The sequence below is a fragment of the Streptomyces scopuliridis genome (assembly GCF_042790125.1).
Taxonomy (GTDB): Bacteria; Actinomycetota; Actinomycetes; order Streptomycetales; family Streptomycetaceae; genus Streptomyces; species Streptomyces scopuliridis_A.
In genome coordinates this window covers 71,525-89,406 of record NZ_JBHTZS010000030.1, presented here as the reverse complement: position 1 = coordinate 89,406, position 17,882 = coordinate 71,525, and the positions used below count along the sequence as shown (strand labels likewise).

The window sequence follows — 17,882 nt, the reverse complement described above, 5'->3', positions numbered from 1 at the left end:
CCACCCCCCAAGACATGCGATCGACAGGGGGAGAAAGTCATGCCAACTCCGAAGGCCGGGCGCCCCGTTGCGGGGCCACCAAGAAGGTAATGGGGGGGGGGGGGGTGGACCTCCTCGGTCATGAGCCGCCATAGATGGGGATGGCCAACTCGGCCGGGAAGATCACGGGGTAGTGGTCGCGGTTGGTTCGTTCGCGGAATCTCCACATCCGGATTGGTGTTCCTTCATTTCCATTCCACCGTGGTGGGGATCTGTTCCGCCGTGGTGGGGACCGGTTGACGCGCGTCGACCCGTACGCCAATCTCTGCGTACAACCCAGCCCCGTTTCACGACCGTTCGAGGGAGAGCCGATGCTCAGACGATCCGCCCGACTGTTGCTCAGCCTTGTCATGACCGTGTCATTCGCCTGGGCCGGGGTGCTCGCCACGGCCGGTACGGCACAGGCCGACGGCTGCTACACGTGGTCCCGCACCCTCTCGCAGGGCGCCACGGGCGCCGATGTCACCCAGCTCCAGATCCGGGTGGCCGGCTATCCGGGAACCGGCGCCGTACTCGCCATCGACGGCGATTACGGCCCGGCGACCACCGCAGCGGTGAAGCGCTTCCAGTCCGCGTACGGGCTGGCGGCCGACGGCGTCGCGGGTCCCGCGACCTTCACCAAGCTCTACGCGCTCCAGGACGACGACTGCACCCCGATCCACTTCAGCTACGCCGAGCTGAACACCTGCAACAGCACCTGGGCGGGCGGCGCGGTCGACGCGGCCACCGCCAAGTCCAACGCCCTGCGCACGATGTGGAAGCTGGAGGCGATGCGCCACGCGCTGGGCGACCAGCCGCTCCGGGTCACCAGCGGCTTCCGCTCGACGGCGTGCAACAACGCGGTCGGCGGGGCGGCGGGCAGCCGTCATCTGTACGGGGACGCCGCCGACATCGGCTCGGGGCCGCACTCGCTCTGCACGCTGGCGCAGGCGGCCCGTAACCACGGCTTCAACGGGATCCTCGGTCCGGGCTACCCGGGTCACGACGACCACGCGCATGTCGACCACCGGCCGAGCCGCTACTGGTCGGCGCCGAGCTGCGGCATCTGAGCGGGTCTTCCCGGTCTGCGTCCGGGGCCTCACGCGCGCGGCGTGCGGGGGCCCCGGAGGATGCGGGCCTCACGCGGCGTGCGGGGGCCCGGAATCTGGCGGGGGTCTCATGCGGCGTGCGAGGGGCCCCGGAGCGTACGGGCCTCACGCGGCGTGCGAGGGGCCCCGGAACGTACGGCGGTACGCGTTCGGGGTCGTCCCGAGCGTGCGCAGGAAGTGGTGGCGCAGCCCGGCCGCGTTCCCGAACCCGGCGCGGCCGGCGACGCTGTCCACCGTCTCGTCCGTCGCCTCCAGCAACTCCTGTGCCAGTAGCACCCGCTGGCGCAGCAGCCAGCGGTACGGGGTGGTCCCCGTCTCCTGCTGGAAGCGGCGGGCGAACGTGCGCGGCGACATATGGGCGCGCTCGGCCAGCTGCTCGACGGTCATCTCGCGGTCCAGGTGCCGTTCCATCCAGCCGAGGACGTCGCCGACCGTGTCGCAGCGGCTGCGGGGGAGCGGGCGCTCGATGAACTGGGCCTGGCCGCCGTCGCGGTGCGGCGGTACGACCATGCGGCGCGCGATCGCGTTGGCGACCTCCGGGCCGTGCTCCATCCGTACGAGATGGAGGCAGGCGTCGATCCCGGCGGCGGTGCCGGCCGAGGTGATCACCGGCCCCTCGTCCACGTACAGCACATCCGGCTCGACGACGGCCCGCGGATAGGCGCGGGCCAGCTCCGCCGCGTGCCGCCAGTGCCCCGTGCACCGGCGCCCGTCCAGCAGCCCGGCGGCGCCGAGCACGAAGACCCCGGCGCACACACTCAGCACCCGCGAGCCCCGGTCGACGGCGCGGCGCAGCGCTTCGAGCAACTCCGGCGGGTAGTCGCGGTGCACATACGAGGCACCGGCCGGTACGGCGATGAGGTCGGCCTCTTCGAGCCGGTCCAGGCCGTGCAGCGAGCCGATCGTGAACCCCGCGTGGGTCCGCAGCACGGGCCCTTCGGCGGACACCACGGCGAAATCGTGCACGGGGAGACCCTCGTCGCTCCGGTCGAGCCCGAACACCTCGCAGAGCACGCCGAGTTCAAAGGGATGTACTCCGTCCAGGAGGACGGCGGCCACGTTGTTCAGCATGGATCCAGTGTGGCAGGTGTGTGGCAGTAATTCGATGGTCGATGACAGTCCTGCCACTGCTTTCTGTGCCGGGAAGCGGCGACAGTAGGGGCATGAACACCTTCCTGACAGTTCTCGCCCTTATCGCCCTGTTTGCCCTGGTGGTTCTGCCGTCGCTGATCGGGCACCTCAAGGACCGGGCGATCGACCGCCAGCTACGCCGCGCGGAACACCCGGAGCGCCGGGAACACGGGGAGCGCCGGGAGGATGTCCGGCGTTCCGCCGCCACCGTGCCACCCCTACGTGCCCGAGCCCCGCGCCCAGCGCGCCGACCGCGTACCACAGCAGGTCAGGCGCGTTGAACGTCGACCCGAGCACCAGCCGCGCGACCACACTCCGCGCGGCCAGCTCGGCCGGCAGGCCGGTGAGCTGAAACAGCTCGACGGCCCAACTGACCCCGAGCGCGACGCCCCCGGCGACGGGGGCCCGTACCCGGGGAGCGACCAGCACGACCAGCGTGTACACGAGCACGGTGTAGAGCGCGTCCCCGGCGTACTTGACGACATCACCGCCCCCGCCACCGACGACCCGAATCCCGAGCCCCGCACCGACGGTCACCAGCGCCGCACCACCCGCCACGAGGCGCGTACGCGCGAGAGATCCCATGGAGAGAGACCCTATGCGCTCACCCGCGCCCGGTCAGGCACGGTTTTTGAGGCGGTTGTCGTAGTAACGCTCGTTGCCGACCAAAACCGAGGTGACGTAAATGGGAAGCCCGTCCGGAGTGCGCGGGACCTCCTGAGAGGTCTGGCGGCCGAAGCCGAGCGAAACCCCCGGAATGAAGGGAAACTCGGCCTCGGTCCGGTCGACGGTCCAGCCGCGCTCCACCGCCCTGCGGAAAAGGTCCTCGGCGGGGGTCGTGAAGACATCGTCGCCGTCGAGAAGCACGCGAACGTCGCTCCGGCGGCCCTCGCCCGGCCACCACAGCTCGATCGCGGTGACCACTTCACCGGCGCCTTCCAGGAGGACGTTGACCCGGATCTGCTGGCAGGACGTGTAGATGGTCTTCGAGGGGTCGTCCTCCTCGTCGTAGTCCACATCGTGCGGCCCCCAGACAGAAACCGCCGCAACCGCCTCATCGAGGCTGGCCCCCAGCCGTACGGGGCCGGCGCCGTGAGGTGGATCCAGAACGATGTCCATGGTGCTTCTTTCCTCCGCTACTTAAGGATGTCGTAGTCGATTGTCCAGCCGCGCTTTTCGAGCATCTTCTGAAACTTCCTGTTGTTTTGCAGGCTCGCGATCATGTCTTCGATGTGCCCATCGTACTTATCGCCGAACTTCTTACGGCATTCCTTGATGTCCATCATCATCGCCTGATCCCATCGGCCCGCGTCGATCAGCGCGCGTTGCTTCTGACGCCATCGGACAGACTTGTCGCTGGATCCCGTGCTGGTCATCCTGCGATGATCGTCGTACTCCATCCTGATCGCTGGTCCCATACCCGCGCCACCACCGTTGGAGTCCGTCTTGAACCCGGGCTCGTCCAGGTGCGCGTAGGAGTTCTTGGCGGGTATGTGGTTGATCTCCATCTCGGTGCTCGTGCGGCGCGTGCCGTCATCGTTCTTGAGGTTGGCCGGCTTCATGCCGCTGTACCAACCGCCGTCCTCCGTGCACCCCTTGGCGATCAGCCCCTCAGGGTCCATCCACACATGCGGGTTGGTGACGTACGCCACCGGGTTCGGCGCCGCGTCCAGCCCCAGCGGGTCGGGACTCAGGTAGCGGGCGGTGGTGGGGTCGTAGTACCGGAAGCAGTTGTAGTAAAGACCGGTCTCCGCGTCGTCGTACTGACCGGGGAACCGCAACGGCGTATACGCGACGGCCGTGCGGTTCCACATTGTGGCACCCCACACGGTCGTCCGGGCCTGCCACGCGATCTGCCCCTGCTCGTCAACCAGTTCGCTGGGCGCGCCGATCAGGTCGGAGACGATCGCGAAGAACCGGGAGTCGATGTCCGTGCCCGTGTCAGGCTCGCGACCGGACCGGCGTTCCAACTGGACGAGTGGTGTGCGACCGTCGTACTCCCAGGTGAGCGTGGTGTGATGAGTGGTGTCGGTCTGCTCGATGAGACGTGTGCCGTCCCAAGTGAAGTAGACGGAATGCAGGACGCCTCCGTCGTCGCCTATTCGATGCTTGGCTGTGCGACGACCGAGCGGATCGTAGGAGTACCGCCACAGCACACCGTCGGGAGTGCGGCAGGCCACCAGCCGGTTCTCGGCATCCCAGGAGTATTGCCAGGTGTCGGGCTTGCGTGACAGGCGGGTCTTCCGTCGTACCAGGGTGCGTCCAGCGGCGTCATACTCGCACCGGACGGCGCCGGCAGCGATCAACCGGGTGCCTTCGTAGGTGCGCGCGCCCATTTCCCCGGTCCGCTGGGCACTGTCCGGCCACGTGGCCATGGTCTGGTTGCCCGCCGTGTCATAGGCGTAGGACTCCGACCAGTTCTCTGCCGTCACTTGCGTCGGACGTCCCACAGGATCGAGTTCGAAGAGCGTGCTTGTGTGTGTCAGCTCATCGGTGACGCTCTCCAGGAAGCCGTCGGCTCGGTAGGCGTAGGAGCGTGCACGCAGGGTCCGGTCACGGGTCGTCAGTACGCGCGAGGCTAGACGTCCGGCACGGTCCCGGTCCGAGGTAAGTGTGAGAGGTGCATCAGGCAGCCCGATGGTGCGGGTGAGTTCGCGGCCGAGGGGGTCGTGCGTGAACGACAGCGCGTTGCCGCCGCTGCTCAGGGCGGTGCGATTGCCGGCGGCGTCGTAGACGGAATCCGACACCACTCCGGCGGGAGTGGTGCGTCGGACGGCCCGACCGGCCGCGTCGTATTCGAAGCGCAGGGTGCGCCCGTCGACCGTCTCGGCCACTACCCGCCCCAGAACGTCACGTTGCCATGCCACCGTGGAGGTGGCCGAGACCGCGCTCACGGGCTGCCCCACAGCGTCGTAGGCGTAGCGCGTGACCTGGTCGGCCACCTCCTTGGACACCACACGTCCGCATGAGTCGTAACTGGTGGTGATCCGGTCGCCGAGCGGCGTCGTATGGTGGACGAGCCGCCCGGCCGCGTCGTAGGCATAGGTGACGGTACGGCCGTCGAAGTCGGTTTCGTCGACCAGATTGCCTGCGGCGTCGTAGGCATAGGTCCAGGTCATACCCTGGGGGTTACGGACCTCGGTGAGCCGCAGTTCGGTGTCGTAGGCGAACTCGTACCGCGCCCCGTCCGCACCGATGCGGGCTTTGAGCCGGTCGAAGTGGGTGTATTCGAACCGGGTCACCTCGCCTCTCGGGCCGACGTGGGAGAGGCAATTGCCCTCGTCGTCCCAGGTCCACGATTCCTCGGTCCCGTCGGGACGGACGCAGCGCGAGAGCCATCCCTCCGGAGTCCACTCCATTCCGGTGACCGCCCCGTTGGGGTCGGTGCTTCGCACTGGCCGACCGAAAGCGTCCCGGACGACGGTGTAGCGGTGGCCGAGCGGATCGGTCAGCGTGAGTGAGACACCCGCGCTGTTGTACGTCAGCCGCTCCGTCGCACCGGTCGGGTCCGTCTGTTCGACCACCGCGCCGCGCGGGTCGAGGCGGTAGTACGAGACCGAACCGTCCGGGGCGGTGATCGAGACCCGGTTGCCCCGGTCGTCGTAACTCTGTCGCCATGTCGCGCCGTCCGGGTAGGTCGCCTCTACAGGCAGGTTGAACTCGTTGTAGCGGGTGGAGGATGTGCTTCCGTCCGGTCGCCGGATCGACGTGAGGTTGGCATAGTCGTCCCAGGTGAATTCTGCGGTGTTGCCCAACTCGTCAGTGCGGGAGAGCAGGTTGTCGTACCGGTCCCACTGTCGCTGAACGGTGTTTCCGAGCGGATCCGTCTCCGCGATCACCTGGCCGAGTTCGTTGAGCCGAGTGACGGTGACCGCACCGGTCGAGTCGGTGAAGCGGGTGACGCGGTTGACCGTGTCGTAGGAGAAGTGGGAGGACAGCGCCCCGCCCGGCCCCAGGGTTTGCATCACGCGGCCCGCAGAATCGTAGACGTACCGATAGGTGTGGCCGTTGCGGTCGGTCCACGAAGTCACCCGCCGCTCGTCGTCATAAGTGAACCGCAAGGGCCTGCCGGAGAAGTTGGCGACAGCTTCCAGGTTCCCCTCACTGTCGTAGCCGAAGGTCGCCACCTGGACGGGGCCGTCCGGTGCGGGCATCGCCAGCCCGGTAATACGTCCAGTCTCCGGGTCCGAGGACACCACCACCCGGTAACCGCCCTCGTGCACCACCGTCGCCGGTACGCCGTCGTCATCACGGCCTATCCGAAAGGCGTTGCCGTTACGGTCCTCGATCTCACCCAGCCAGTAGAGACCACCAGCCCTGTAAGGACTGCCGGTGAAACGCCGGGTCAGGCCCGAGTGCGGGTCGGTGACCTCATAGGTAACATCACCGGCAGCGCCGCGCCCGGCGAGGCGCAGCGGCAACCGGTCGCCCTCCAGAGGCAGGACCTGCTCGCCCTCACCGCTAGGGAGGCCGGGGTAGACCAGGACCGAGCCATCCTCCCGTGCCCACGCCGCGCCCGAACCGGTCGGCTCCAGGCGTTCGTCGAGAGTGGAGGCCCAACTGGTCCCGAAACACTGACCAAAGCGATAACTGGATATGTGTGTTCGCCGCAGCACCAGCCACAGGATCCCGGGCAGTGCCAGATCCGTCTGGGCAAGCACCATCTCCCCGCTTGCGATGTCCACGGGGTCCGTCTTGCACCGCCTCTTGAACAGCGACAAAGCCAGCTCACGAGTCCTGTCCCGGGCTTCCCTCATCGACGCAGGCCGCCTCCGCTCAGGGCGGGGGCCACTACGGCGTCCACTCAGGTCGCCCTCGTCCTTGCGGTCACCGGACGTGATTCTCTTGACTCGGTCGCGGATGTCGCCGTCAGTGTCCTTGTGGTTCTTCGAGCTCCTGGTTATGGCGTCCGGCAGCTTCTTCCCAAGGTGTTCGCCGAGGTCGTTGAGTGCTTTGCCGAGCTTCTCCACCACACCGTCGATGGTGCTGTCCAGGACGGCGGTCAGGGAGTCCTTGCCCTTGGCACGCCCATGGTGGCCTTTGGCCTTGACGAGCTTGCCGCCCGTCCTGTCGCGCATGGAGACTTGCACACCGGCCAGGTGCAACCCGGTTTGGCCGTGCGCGTCATGGTCGATCCGCGGACCACCCCTGCCGCTGCCCGCCCCGTCGGCCGAGGCGAGTTGCAGCCCGTCCTTGCCCGCCTGCGCTGTCTGTCCCGTGTTGTAGCCGTCCTGCACACCGGCAATGTTCAGCGCGGTCTGGATCGCCAGGTCCGCCACTATGTTCTCGATCGCGGCGACCGCAGGCTCCGTGAGCGTGGCGACGATCTCCGACACGGCCGCCTCTGCCATCTCCTTCAGGATCCGCTTGAAGGCGATACGCGTTGCCGCGATCTTCGCCCCGGCCAGTAGCGTCGACAGACCGGCGGTCACTGGCGCGAATGCGAGGGTGATGCCCACCGTCGCGCAAAGATCCGCGAGTTCGGCCACCGCCGCTATTTTCCGCGCCACGATGATGTCCGCCACCCGGTCCAGCGCTCCGGCGACTATTCGAGCTGCAGACGCCAAGTCCTTGTGCTTGCCCTGCACTTTCGACCAGTGCGTGTCCAGAGCACTTAGCGACTCGCTCTGCCCACTGGAGAGCAACCGCTGGATGTGCTGATGGGCGGCATGCCCGTCGTCGTCCGCGTCATCCGCGAACTCTCGCAGCGAGTCCGCCATGTCCCGGTACGCGTCCTCGTCGACATTCGGCCAGCCCACGCCGACCACATCGAGCATCGTGTCGACACCTTCGGGAATTGTGTAACCCACGACGCAACAGCCCCCGCTTTTCCAGCACGCCAACAGAAAGATCAGCCAGGATGCCATGGGACGGCGGGGTCGGCCAGCAGGCGAACTTGCGTCCATGTCACAGGGGATCGGGCTGCCTCGTCTCAGGGGGTGTAGGCACTCACGACCACCGAGGGAGCACACCATGGACGCGCGACTGAACTACTTCGACAGCCCGACCGCCGGCAAGGCCCTCAAGCACTTCATGTCGGCGGGCAGGGCGCTCAAGGAGTCGTCGCTGCCGGCCGTCACGCAGGAGCTGGTGGCGCTTCGCGTCAGTCAGATCAACGGGTGCGCCGTCTGCGTCGACATGCACACCAAGGAGGCCGCCGCTGCCGGTGAGACCTCGCTGCGGTTGAACCTGGTCGCTGTGTGGCGGGAGGCCACGGTGTTCACCGAGGCCGAGCGCGCCGCGCTGGAGCTGGCGGAGGAGGGGACGCGGGTCGCGGACGCGGACCGTGGGGTCAGCGACGAGGTGTGGGCGTCCGCCGCCAAGCACTACGACGAGGAGCAGTTGACCGCCCTGGTGATCATGGTCTCGTTCATGAACTCGGTGAACCGGCTGAACATCATCACGCGGCAGCCGGCCGGCGACTACGAGCCCGGACAGTTCCACTGAAAGGGAGGGAGCCCGAAAGAAGGGAAGCGGGCGTGAGCAAGGTCGAGGAGTTCGAGGAGCTGCGCCCGCTGCTGTTCTCGATCGCCTATCGGGTTCTGGGCAGTGTGGGCGAGGCCGAGGACGCGGTGCAGGAGACATGGCTGCGCTTCGACGGCTCGGCGACCAGGCCCACGTCGGCCAGGGCCTATCTGTCGGCCGTGGTGACGCGGATCTCGATCGATGTGCTGCGTTCCGCGCGGGTGCGGCGGGAGGAGTATTCCGGGCCGTGGCTTCCCGAGCCGCTGCTGAGCGATCCGTATCAGGATCCGGCGCGTTCGGTGGAACTGGCGGACTCGGTGTCGATGGCGGCGCTGTTGCTGCTGGAGCGGCTCAGCCCGCTGGAGCGGGCGGTGTTCGTGCTTCGGGAGGTGTTCGCCTTCGGGTTCGACGAGATCGCCGAGGCGGTGGGGCGTTCGGAGGCGGCGTGCCGGCAGCTGCTGGTACGGGCGCGACGGCATATGGAGGCCGGGCGGCCGCGGTTCGCGGCGGACCGTCAGGAGCGGCAGGAGCTGGCGACGCGGTTCTTCGACGCGATGAAGGACGGCGATGTGGCCGGGCTGCGGGATCTGCTGGCCGCCGATGTGCAGTTGGTCGGGGACGGCGGAGGCAAGGCCCCGAAGCTGGCCAACGCCGTTGTGGGCGCGGAGAACGTGGCCCGGGTGCTGGGTACGGTCTTCCCGTTGCTGATCCGGATCGACGTGTCGTTCGAGCCGCACGAGATCAACGGCCAGCCCGGCGCGATCTTCCGCGATCGGGACGGCAAGGTGCTCCACATCATGGCCGTCGATGTGCTCGGCGGGCAGATCCAGACCATCCGCGGAGTGATCAATCCCGACAAGATTGGCCATATCGGGCCGGTCGCCGACGCCTGGGCCATCGACCGCGAGGTGAAGCGGGCCCGTCGGCAGCCGAACTGAGGCGACACACGGCAGGCACGGCGGCGCAGGCGATGCCGCCGGTGGCGGGCGCATGTGTCCGGGTATGAGTGGCCGTGCCGCCTGGCGGGGTGATTGGCTGCGCCGTATGGATCTCGCGCGAGTGTTCGCCGGGTGCGGGGATGTGCACGCTGAGCCGGTGCGGCCGGGAGGTACGACATGAGCGTCCGTCGCGCGCCGTCGGAGTCGGGCCGTGCCCCGTCGCCAAGGGCGCCAACGGAGCCAAGGGCGCCAACGGAACCAAGTGCGCCAAGGGCGGTGCCTCCCTTCGACCCCGAACTGAGCGCCGCGCTGGCGGCCATGGGCGACGAGCCGAGGGAGTCGGTCACCCCGCGGAATCTTGCGTCCTGGCAGGAGCGGGATGCCGCGACCCGGCCCAGGCCGACCGTCGAGGACCTTCGTGCCGACGGCCGTTTCGAGGTGGCTGAGCTGCGCGTGCCGGGACCGTCGGACGGACCCGACGTCACGCTCGTGAGCGCCCGGCCCGCCGGCCTCACCGGGCCACTGCCGCTGCTGTACTACATGCACGGCGGAGCGATGATCATGGGCAACGCGTGGTCCGTGCTGCCACGGATCCTTCGCGAGTGGGCACTCCCGCTGGAGCTGGCCGTCATCTCGGTCGAATACCGGCTGGCGCCGCGGACCCAATACCCGGGGCCACTGGAGGACTGCTACGCCGGACTCGTCTGGGCGGCCGGGCACGCGGGCCAACTGGACATCGACGCGGACCGCGTCCTCATCGGCGGCAAGAGCGCCGGCGGCGGACTCGCCGCGGCCCTCGCCCTGCTGACCCGCGACCGCGGCGGTCCCGTGCCACGGGGACAACTGCTGCTGTGCCCGATGCTCGACGACCGCGACAGCACCTTCTCCAGTCACCAGATGACGGGCCTCGGTACGTGGGACCTCACCTCGAACGCGACCGCGTGGAAGGCGCTGCTGGGTGACCGCTACGGCGCCGCGGACCTGCCGCCTTACGTCGCCCCCTCACGTGCCACGGACCTTTCCGGACTCCCCCCGGCCTATATCGAGGTCGGATCGGCCGAGATGTTCCGGGACGAGGACGTGGCCTACGCGAACGCGATCTGGCAGGCCGGCGGCCAGGCCGAACTGCATGTATGGCCCGGCGCGTACCACGGCTTCGACAGCCTGGCCCCACGGGCCGCGCTCAGCCAGGACGCACGTGACGCCCGTATCCGCTGGCTCCGGCGGGTCCTCGCGTAGGCCGGTACGGGGAGCCGAACGCCGGGTGAGCGGGCTGTGGTTGCCGAAGTGCGCATGGGTTTCGTGGGGGCCGCTGGGCGCGCGTACGCGCGAGAGATCCCGTGGGGAGAGACCCTATGGCGCTCGCACGCGCCCGGCCCTCACGGGCTACTTGCCGCCGTCCCCTCCCTGCGGTTGGGGCTGGGGCTGCGGGTCGCGCGGGGCCTCGGGCGGCATGGGGCCGCCGTCGTGCTTGCCGTCATCGACCACCGTCATGTCGGCGGGGTGCCGGAACGGTACGCCGCGCCACCCGGCGGCGTCGGGTGCGCGTGTTTCGTACGTATCGACGTGCTCGGAGCCGGCAACGCTCATGGAGTTCTCCTCGGATCGTGGGGGCGACTGCCCTGTGACAGGACCGTAGGGCGCAACTCGGCCGGCTCCCAAGGAGATTGCGTGAGTTTGCGGCATCCGTGTTGACGACGTGGAATGTGTGCCTTGACGATCGGGTCACCGCACAATCTCAAGCAAGATGGCGGACGGGAGAACGGCCATGAAGTTACGGTTTCTCGGTAAGAACTCCACCCCTGGAGACAGTCCCACGCTGTACGCCAGTGACCAGGACAGTTACGTCGTCCAGGGCTGGCGGGTCTACGCGCAGGATCTCCTCGACCAACTCGACGTACCGGAGGGGCACTCTGTCGTAGAGGTGCCCACTGAGCTGTTCGAGCATCTGATCAACGACGGTGTACCTGTCGGTGAGATCAAGAATTACTCGGACCCGATCGTGCTCGTGACCGAGCAGGGAACCTGCATCGTGCAGGGTCCGCAGATGTGTGACGCCGAGGCTCTGGGCCAGATGCGGATGCCCGACTATGAGACCTGCGTCGAGGTCCCCAAGTCCTCGATCACGGCCCTGTTGGAGGAGAACAGTGGATCTGATCACCAGCGCCGAGCGCGATGAACTCTTCAACAGCTTCACGCACGACGCCTTTCATCTGGAGCTGAGGGACGACTACGGCTCGCCCATCGAGGACACGCCGTACGCCCGCTGGCAGAGAGAAGAGCCGGACGATTTCGCGTGGCTCGGGCCGTGGATGGCGCTCATGAAGCGCGTCACCGGGGAGGGGAGGACGGTACGGAGGGTGCGAGTCGTGTCCGAACCGCACTCGCGGTACGTCGGGTGGGAGCACTCGCTCACCCGGCTGAACCTGGAGGCCGGAGAGGACATTCGGTGGCTGCCTCGGCATCAACTGCCTGAAGGCGTCTCCCTCCCGGTCGCGGGGAACGACTGGTGGCTCTTTGACGACCGTCTCTTGGCCGTGGGGCACTTCGATGCCGAGGGCCGGGTCCTCGGGTCCGAACTGATCGAGGACCCTGAGACCGTGGCGGAATGTGTCCGGGTGAGGGATCAGCTGTGGGCCGTCGCCATTTCACACGTCGCGTACAAGCCCTGACTCATCAGTGGACAACGAAGCACAGAAGCTGCGTGAGGCGCTGGGCGCCCGGTTGCGAGGTCTGCGCAAGGACGCCGGTTTCGCCAGCGGCCGGGCATTCGCCTCCGCCACGCAGTGGCAGGAATCCAAGGTTTCCCGGATCGAGAACGGTCGGCAGAACGCCAGCGAGGAGGACATTCGCCTCTGGTGCCGGAAGACCAATGCCCAGGACCAGATCGATGATCTCATCGCCACAGTTCGCCATATAGAGGAGCTTTGGCTGGAGTGGCGTCGCCAACTGCGGAACGGGGCCGCACCGAGGCAGGAAAGGGCTCTTCCGGTTTACGCCAGGACGAAGGTCTTCCGCGTCTGGCACCCGACTGTGGTGTGGGGAACACTCCAGACCGCCGAGTACGCGGCTGAGACGTTCCGGCAGGTCGTCGACTACTACGAGATCCCGGACGACACGGAGTCCGCCGTGGCGAAGCGACTGGAGCGTCAGCAGTACCTCTACCGGGGTGACCGCATCTTCAACGTTCTGCTGGCCGAGCAGACCCTCTACACGAACTTCGGTGGCCCAGAAGTGATGCGAGGACAGCTGGACCGGCTCCTGGCCGTGATGACACTGCCACGGTTGAGCCTGGGCATCGTTCCGCGGCGAGCTGAGATGCGTATCTGGCCCGGCAACTCGTTTTCCATGTTCGATACCAGGCTCGTGCTTGTGGAGACGTATTCGGCCGAGTTCTCCGTCACCCAGCCGCGCGAGATCGCCTTGTACGCGAGGGCTTTCGACCTCCTGAAAGCGTCGGCGGTCCATGGCAGGGCGGCGCGGGCCCTGATCAGGTCGGCCCTGGACGGCCTCGGCTAGGCCCTGTCCGGCTGTTCGCGATCTCCAGGGCGACCTGTCAGGTGGCTTGGGGCCGGGCGGTCAGCGTTCCAGGAGGGCGATGCGGATGGCGCGTTCGACGTGGGCGGCGGTGTTTGCGTGGCCTGCGGCGTTGGGGTGGACCAGGGTGGCGCGCTTGTTGACGAGAGCGCAGTTCAGCAGGGTGCCGGGGAGCTTGGCGGGCCAGTAGTCCTCGGCGTCGCCGCAGATCCCCTCGACCCACTTGGTGTCCGCGGGCTGGCAGGCGTCGTGGCCCACGCTGGAGGAGTAGACATCGACGTAGCGGTCGCCGAAGAAGTCCGTGACCCTCTTGATCGTGGCGTTCAGCTGCTTGAGGACGTCGTCACGGAGCCAGTCGACGTCGGCGTGGGTGATCGAGCCCAGCTCGGTGAGGGAAAGGCGGTTGCAGTCACTGCCCCGCTCCGGCAGGACGGCCGGGTAGCCGACCGTGATCACCTTGGCGTTGGGCGCGGCCTGGTGCACCTTGGCCAGCATCTCGATGTACTCGTCCTGGACCCGGGCGAGCTTGTCCTGGATGCTCTCCTCCCCCTCGGGGGGATTGGTGTAGTGGTCACGGCAGGACTTGCCGGCCGCACCCCGTTCGAGGCACTTCAGGAGCATGCCGCCGAAGGGCAGGCTGTTTCCGCCGACGCCGACGGTGACGATGTCGGTCTGGTCGCCCAGGCCGGCCCGCTGGGTCTGCGGGTCCACCGCGGGCCAGCCGCCCTCGGGGGGCTGGACGGGACTGATCGGTGTCTGCTTGGCCGTGGCGATGTTGTCGATGGTGGCGTTGCCGCAGCTGACGTTGGTCAGGCGGACGGGCTTGCCCGGCGGGAACTCGGCCAGCTCCCGGTCGACGACGTCGGGGTAGGCGTTGGTGGTGCGGTCGCAGCCGTCCCGTGACGCGTCACCGAGTGCGGGCCGCGGGTCCCCGACGAAGCCGCCGGCGGTGTACGAGTCGCCCAGCGCGGCCCACTCGTACTGGTCGGCCGCCCCGGCGGAGCCCGAGGGGACAAGCACGGACGCCGCCAGCGCGAGCCCGACGGCCAGCGCGCGCGTGCGCAGGCGGGGAACAGGGTGTCGCATGGATCCTCCAGGATCAGCAAAAGACGCCCGGAGCTGGAACGTGACTCCGGGCGGAAGGCACCTGGGCCAAGATCATCCATGCCGTCGACTTGCCCCATGGGCGAATCGGGCCTACCGTCCCCGATCGAGTTAAATGTTCAGATATTTCGTGCCGTTCTCGCGGAACGGCTGCGGGACCACCAGGCCCAGAAAATGTCGGACGGCGATGTCGAGAACGCGTGGCCGGCTCCGTCCCCGCAGTGAACGCGACCACAATGGGTCGTACCAGCACCGAGGAGAAACACCATGGCCAAGTATCTGCTGCTGAAGCACTACCGCGGCGCCCCGGCCGCGGTCAACGACGTCCCCATGGCCCGGTGGACGCCGGAGGAGATCTCGGCCCACATGCAGTACATGCAGGACTTCGCGGACCGGCTTGAGAAGACCGGCGAGTTCGTCGAGGGTCAAGCGCTCGCCCCCGAGGGGACGTTCGTCCGGTACGACGGCGAGGGCCGCCCCCCGGTCACCGACGGCCCGTTCGCCGAGACCAAGGACCTCATCGCCGGCTGGATGGTGATCGACGTCGACAGCTACGAGCGCGCCGTCGAACTGGCCGGCGAACTGTCGGCCGCCCCCGGGGCGGGCGGGAAGCCGATCCACGAGTGGCTGGAGCTGCGCCCGTTCCTGACCGCGTCACCCACCATCACGGAGTGACCTCCGGGATGGACGAGGTACTGCTCAGGGGCCTCACGCCGAGCGTGCTCGGGATCCTCGTCCGCCGCGGAGCCGACTTCGCGGCGGCCGAGGACGCCGTCCAGGACGCGCTGGTCGAGGCGGTACGGGTCTGGCCGGCCGACATGCCGAAGGATCCGAAGGGCTGGCTGGTCACCGTGGCCTGGCGCCGGTTCCTCGACGCGACCCGCGCGGACACCGCCCGCCGCCGGCGTGAGGACCGTGTCGACGAGGAGCCCGCGCCCGGCCCCGCGCCCGGCGTGGACGACACGCTCCAGCTCTACTTCCTGTGCGCCCACCCGTCACTGACACCGTCGTCCGCCGTCGCGCTCACGCTGCGCGCGGTCGGCGGGCTGACCACCCGCCAGATCGCCCAGGCGTACCTGGTGCCCGAGGCGACCATGGCGCAGCGGATCAGCCGGGCCAAGCGCACCGTCTCCGGCATACGGTTCGACCGGCCCGGCGACGTCGCCACCGTGCTGCGCGTCCTCTACCTGGTCTTCAACGAGGGCTACTCCGGCGACATCGACCTCGCCGCCGAGGCCATCCGGCTCACCCGGCAGCTCGCCGCCGCGATCGACCACCCCGAGGTGGCGGGGCTGCTCGCCCTCATGCTGCTCCACCACGCCCGGCGAGCCGCCCGGACCGCGCCGGACGGCAGCCTCGTCCCGCTCGCCGAGCAGGACCGGAGCCGGTGGGACACCGAGTCGATCGCCGAGGGCGTCGAGATCCTGCAAGCGGCCCTCGCCCGCGACCGGCTGGGCGAGTTCCAGGCCCAGGCCGCCATCGCGGCACTCCACGCCGACGCGCCCACCGCCGAGGAGACCGACTGGGTGCAGATCGTCGAGTGGTACGACGAGCTCGCGCGCCTGACCGACAGCCCGGTCGTCCGGCTCAACCGCGCGGTCGCCGTGGGCGAGGCGGACGGCCCGCGCGCCGGCCTGGCCGCGCTCGCGGCGCTGGACGAATCACTGCCCCGCCACACCGCCGTGGCGGCGTACCTCCACGAGCGCGACGGCGACCTGACGACGGCGGCACGGCTGTACGCCGAGGCGGCCCAAAAGGCACCCAACCTCGCCGAACGCGACCACCTGACGCGTCAGGCCGCCCGGCTCAACGCTCGCGGGACGCGAAGGTGATGAAGGTGTTCCAGGGGGCGGCGGGGACGTGAAGTATGGGGCCCTGCGCCGTTTTCGAGTCGCGGACGAGGACGGTGGTGGGGGCGATGGCTACCTCTACGCAGTCGCCGCCGTCCGAGCCGCTGTAGCTGCTCTTGAACCAGGCCACTTCTACGCAGTCCCCGCCTTCCGGGCCGCTGTAGCTGCTCCTGAACCATGTCAACCCAGTGCTCATGATCCTCCTGCCATGTGTTTGATGAGGCATGTGGACTCCTCGACGTTCAGAGCCTGTGAACGTAGCCTGCCGTGGCGTAGGGCGAAGCCGCTGACTTTGGCGGCATCGGTTACCACCAAGCCCACTCCCTGCGACTCGATATAGCCGACCTGGCGGTGTTCCAGGGTCTCCATGATGACCACCGGGCCGTTGAGCCCGAGGTGGAAGCCGCCGTCCGAGGGCATGATCTGGATCTCGACATTGCGCATCGCCCCTTGCTTCAGCAGGTGTTCAAGCTGTGCCCTCACCACATCAGCGTTACCTGCCATGCTGGTCAAGGCCTGTTCGCCGATGATGAAGCATGTCTCCACCATGGGTGTTCGCGTTAACAGTTTCTGTCGGCTGAGCCTGGCTTCCACATGCTGCTCGATCATCTCGTCGCTGAGCGGCGGGCAATGCTCCGAGAACAGCGCCCGCGCGTACTCCTCGGTCTGGAGCAAACCCGGGATCAGCAGTGGATCGGAGGAGAACCGACTCACCGCCTCCGTCTCGATCAGCGCGAAGTCCTGGAAGAACGCCGGAAGTTTCGCCAGGTCCACGTCGTCCTGAAGCACCGCCAGCGTCCCGCCCGCGCTCAGCACCACCTCCGCCGCGTCCGTGAACGCGGACTTCGCCGGCCTCCGGCCCTGCTCGATCGAGGCGACCTGATCGCATGAGTAGCCCACCGCCTCCGCGAGTTCCTGCTGTGACAATCCGACCCGGTCTCGGTGGAGCTTGACCAGTTTGCCGTAGCCGACCCAGATACCCGGGCGGTCGTCGTCCTTGGTCCGCTGCTTCTTCTGACGGCTGGTTCCCATGCCTCACACCCCAATGCGCCGATGTGCGAATGTGGTTCATATGCAAACGCGCGCGGCGCAGCACCCGTCACTGCCGGTGACCCGTACATAAACGCACCCCGCTCGTACATGACGTACAGGTACGCTCGTCCGCCCTGGTCACGCTAGACGCGTAACGGGGCGGTTACCCTATGAAGTCGGAAACTGCCTCCCTGATCGTCGCCCCGACGGAGCCGACCGCCCCCGCCCAACTCGCCGCCCCTCCGCCGCTCTCGCCCCTGTATCCGCCCTCGCGGATCAGGCTCAGTTCCAGCCATCGCGGCGCGCGGCTCGCGCGGTTGCTCGCCGCGCAGCAGTTGGAGGAGTGGGGGATTCCGCGTACGACGGCCACCGGCGCCGTGGTCGTCGCCGTCATCGCCGAGCTGGCCGCGAACGCCGTCACCCATGGCCGTACCCCCGGGCGGGACTTCGAGGTGCGGCTCGCGCTCTCGGCCGTCGTCGTCCGGATCGAGGTCCTTGATACGCGGCCCGACCGGCTCCCCCGAGTCCCCGGCCTCACCCTCCCGCCCCCGCCGGACGCGACCAACGGGCGCGGGCTGCTGCTCGTCGCCGCGTATGCCGACCGGTGGGGGTGGTGCGTGCGTGATCCGTACACCACCAAGACCGTCTGGGCCGAGGTGGACTACCGGCGGGCATAGGGTCTGGGGCCTCGGCCGCGG

18 protein-coding genes are annotated in these 17,882 nt (G+C 68.2%); 10 read left to right on the top strand and 8 right to left on the bottom strand.

The window, feature by feature from the left end:
- Positions 1 to 350 precede the first annotated feature (350 nt).
- Positions 351 to 1,088 (top strand): D-Ala-D-Ala carboxypeptidase family metallohydrolase, encoded by a 738-nt coding sequence (locus ACFRKB_RS31895; RefSeq protein WP_383110087.1) that lies wholly within the window; start codon positions 351 to 353, stop codon positions 1,086 to 1,088.
- A 144-nt stretch (positions 1,089 to 1,232) separates the two neighbouring features.
- On the opposite strand, the gene ACFRKB_RS31890 is transcribed toward ACFRKB_RS31895, so the two are convergent.
- From ACFRKB_RS31890 to ACFRKB_RS31875, 4 genes are all read right to left on the bottom strand, one after another.
- Complete coding sequence (locus ACFRKB_RS31890; RefSeq protein ID WP_383110086.1) at positions 1,233 to 2,198, bottom strand: helix-turn-helix domain-containing protein; 966 nt, start codon at positions 2,196 to 2,198, stop codon at positions 1,233 to 1,235.
- A gap of 168 nt (positions 2,199 to 2,366) precedes the next feature.
- Complete coding sequence (locus tag ACFRKB_RS31885; RefSeq protein WP_383110085.1) at positions 2,367 to 2,843, bottom strand: ribosomal maturation YjgA family protein; 477 nt, start codon at positions 2,841 to 2,843, stop codon at positions 2,367 to 2,369.
- Between the two features lie 33 nt (positions 2,844 to 2,876).
- Positions 2,877 to 3,377, bottom strand: coding sequence for a hypothetical protein (locus ACFRKB_RS31880; RefSeq protein ID WP_383110084.1), 501 nt, complete (start codon positions 3,375 to 3,377; stop codon positions 2,877 to 2,879).
- A gap of 17 nt (positions 3,378 to 3,394) precedes the next feature.
- Entirely contained in the window at positions 3,395 to 8,035 is a 4,641-nt protein-coding gene (locus tag ACFRKB_RS31875) for an RHS repeat-associated core domain-containing protein (protein WP_383110083.1), read from the bottom strand.
- Positions 8,036 to 8,231: 196 nt separating this feature from the next.
- Here ACFRKB_RS31875 and ACFRKB_RS31870 point away from each other — a divergent pair, with 196 nt between their 5' ends.
- The 3 genes from ACFRKB_RS31870 to ACFRKB_RS31860 all read left to right on the top strand — a co-directional run bounded on the left by ACFRKB_RS31870 (position 8,232) and on the right by ACFRKB_RS31860 (position 10,900).
- Entirely contained in the window at positions 8,232 to 8,705 is a 474-nt protein-coding gene (locus ACFRKB_RS31870) for a carboxymuconolactone decarboxylase family protein (protein ID WP_383110082.1), read from the top strand.
- A gap of 32 nt (positions 8,706 to 8,737) precedes the next feature.
- Positions 8,738 to 9,661, top strand: coding sequence for an RNA polymerase sigma-70 factor (locus ACFRKB_RS31865; protein WP_383110081.1), 924 nt, complete (start codon positions 8,738 to 8,740; stop codon positions 9,659 to 9,661).
- A 276-nt stretch (positions 9,662 to 9,937) separates the two neighbouring features.
- A complete protein-coding gene (locus ACFRKB_RS31860; RefSeq protein WP_383110080.1) occupies positions 9,938 to 10,900 on the top strand; it encodes an alpha/beta hydrolase in 963 nt (320 codons plus the stop codon).
- Positions 10,901 to 11,047: 147 nt separating this feature from the next.
- Here ACFRKB_RS31860 and ACFRKB_RS31855 read toward each other — a convergent pair whose 3' ends face one another.
- Positions 11,048 to 11,251: a hypothetical protein gene (locus tag ACFRKB_RS31855; protein ID WP_383110079.1), complete on the bottom strand. Its 204-nt coding sequence runs from the start codon at positions 11,249 to 11,251 to the stop codon at positions 11,048 to 11,050.
- Between the two features lie 178 nt (positions 11,252 to 11,429).
- On the opposite strand from ACFRKB_RS31855, the gene ACFRKB_RS31850 reads away from it, so the two are divergent.
- The 3 genes from ACFRKB_RS31850 to ACFRKB_RS31840 are packed head-to-tail and all read left to right on the top strand — an operon-like array spanning position 11,430 to position 13,180.
- Positions 11,430 to 11,840, top strand: coding sequence for a hypothetical protein (locus ACFRKB_RS31850; protein ID WP_383110078.1), 411 nt, complete (start codon positions 11,430 to 11,432; stop codon positions 11,838 to 11,840).
- Positions 11,809 to 12,333, top strand: a complete 525-nt coding sequence (locus ACFRKB_RS31845) for a DUF6879 family protein (RefSeq protein ID WP_383110077.1) — start codon at positions 11,809 to 11,811, stop codon at positions 12,331 to 12,333. Before ACFRKB_RS31850 ends, ACFRKB_RS31845 begins: the two co-directional genes overlap by 32 nt.
- Before the next feature lie 7 nt (positions 12,334 to 12,340).
- Complete coding sequence (locus ACFRKB_RS31840) at positions 12,341 to 13,180, top strand: helix-turn-helix domain-containing protein (protein WP_383110076.1); 840 nt, start codon at positions 12,341 to 12,343, stop codon at positions 13,178 to 13,180.
- Between the two features lie 60 nt (positions 13,181 to 13,240).
- Here ACFRKB_RS31840 and ACFRKB_RS31835 read toward each other — a convergent pair whose 3' ends face one another.
- A complete protein-coding gene (locus ACFRKB_RS31835) occupies positions 13,241 to 14,284 on the bottom strand; it encodes an SGNH/GDSL hydrolase family protein (RefSeq protein ID WP_383110075.1) in 1,044 nt (347 codons plus the stop codon).
- Positions 14,285 to 14,569: 285 nt separating this feature from the next.
- On the opposite strand from ACFRKB_RS31835, the gene ACFRKB_RS31830 reads away from it, so the two are divergent.
- Both ACFRKB_RS31830 and ACFRKB_RS31825 read left to right on the top strand, forming a co-directional pair.
- On the top strand, positions 14,570 to 14,977 hold the full coding sequence (locus ACFRKB_RS31830; protein ID WP_383110074.1) for a YciI family protein: 408 nt from the start codon (positions 14,570 to 14,572) through the stop codon (positions 14,975 to 14,977).
- Between the two features lie 8 nt (positions 14,978 to 14,985).
- Positions 14,986 to 16,134: an RNA polymerase sigma factor gene (locus tag ACFRKB_RS31825; RefSeq protein WP_383110092.1), complete on the top strand. Its 1,149-nt coding sequence runs from the start codon at positions 14,986 to 14,988 to the stop codon at positions 16,132 to 16,134.
- Here ACFRKB_RS31825 and ACFRKB_RS31820 read toward each other — a convergent pair.
- Complete coding sequence (locus ACFRKB_RS31820) at positions 16,109 to 16,348, bottom strand: DUF397 domain-containing protein (RefSeq protein ID WP_383110073.1); 240 nt, start codon at positions 16,346 to 16,348, stop codon at positions 16,109 to 16,111. The genes ACFRKB_RS31825 and ACFRKB_RS31820 overlap by 26 nt on opposite strands.
- On the bottom strand, positions 16,345 to 17,184 hold the full coding sequence (locus ACFRKB_RS31815) for a Scr1 family TA system antitoxin-like transcriptional regulator (protein ID WP_383110072.1): 840 nt from the start codon (positions 17,182 to 17,184) through the stop codon (positions 16,345 to 16,347). The genes ACFRKB_RS31820 and ACFRKB_RS31815 overlap by 4 nt, the downstream gene beginning before the upstream one ends.
- Before the next feature lie 170 nt (positions 17,185 to 17,354).
- Between ACFRKB_RS31815 and ACFRKB_RS31810 the strand changes: the two genes are divergently transcribed.
- Positions 17,355 to 17,861, top strand: coding sequence for an ATP-binding protein (locus tag ACFRKB_RS31810; protein WP_383110071.1), 507 nt, complete (start codon positions 17,355 to 17,357; stop codon positions 17,859 to 17,861).
- Positions 17,862 to 17,882 lie beyond the last annotated feature (21 nt).

What these genes read in the sequence shown, in the direction of transcription:
- ACFRKB_RS31895 (WP_383110087.1), top strand. Translation starts at nt 351, where the DNA reads ATGCTCAGACGATCCGCCCGACTGTTGCTCAGCCTTGTCATGACCGTG.
- ACFRKB_RS31890 (WP_383110086.1), bottom strand. Translation starts at nt 2,198, where the DNA reads ATGCTGAACAACGTGGCCGCCGTCCTCCTGGACGGAGTACATCCCTTT.
- ACFRKB_RS31885 (WP_383110085.1), bottom strand. Translation starts at nt 2,843, where the DNA reads ATGGGATCTCTCGCGCGTACGCGCCTCGTGGCGGGTGGTGCGGCGCTG.
- ACFRKB_RS31880 (WP_383110084.1), bottom strand. Translation starts at nt 3,377, where the DNA reads ATGGACATCGTTCTGGATCCACCTCACGGCGCCGGCCCCGTACGGCTG.
- ACFRKB_RS31875 (WP_383110083.1), bottom strand. Translation starts at nt 8,035, where the DNA reads ATGCTCGATGTGGTCGGCGTGGGCTGGCCGAATGTCGACGAGGACGCG.
- ACFRKB_RS31870 (WP_383110082.1), top strand. Translation starts at nt 8,232, where the DNA reads ATGGACGCGCGACTGAACTACTTCGACAGCCCGACCGCCGGCAAGGCC.
- ACFRKB_RS31855 (WP_383110079.1), bottom strand. Translation starts at nt 11,251, where the DNA reads ATGAGCGTTGCCGGCTCCGAGCACGTCGATACGTACGAAACACGCGCA.
- ACFRKB_RS31850 (WP_383110078.1), top strand. Translation starts at nt 11,430, where the DNA reads ATGAAGTTACGGTTTCTCGGTAAGAACTCCACCCCTGGAGACAGTCCC.
- ACFRKB_RS31835 (WP_383110075.1), bottom strand. Translation starts at nt 14,284, where the DNA reads ATGCGACACCCTGTTCCCCGCCTGCGCACGCGCGCGCTGGCCGTCGGG.
- ACFRKB_RS31830 (WP_383110074.1), top strand. Translation starts at nt 14,570, where the DNA reads ATGGCCAAGTATCTGCTGCTGAAGCACTACCGCGGCGCCCCGGCCGCG.
- ACFRKB_RS31825 (WP_383110092.1), top strand. Translation starts at nt 14,986, where the DNA reads ATGGACGAGGTACTGCTCAGGGGCCTCACGCCGAGCGTGCTCGGGATC.
- ACFRKB_RS31820 (WP_383110073.1), bottom strand. Translation starts at nt 16,348, where the DNA reads ATGAGCACTGGGTTGACATGGTTCAGGAGCAGCTACAGCGGCCCGGAA.
- ACFRKB_RS31815 (WP_383110072.1), bottom strand. Translation starts at nt 17,184, where the DNA reads ATGGGAACCAGCCGTCAGAAGAAGCAGCGGACCAAGGACGACGACCGC.
- ACFRKB_RS31810 (WP_383110071.1), top strand. Translation starts at nt 17,355, where the DNA reads ATGAAGTCGGAAACTGCCTCCCTGATCGTCGCCCCGACGGAGCCGACC.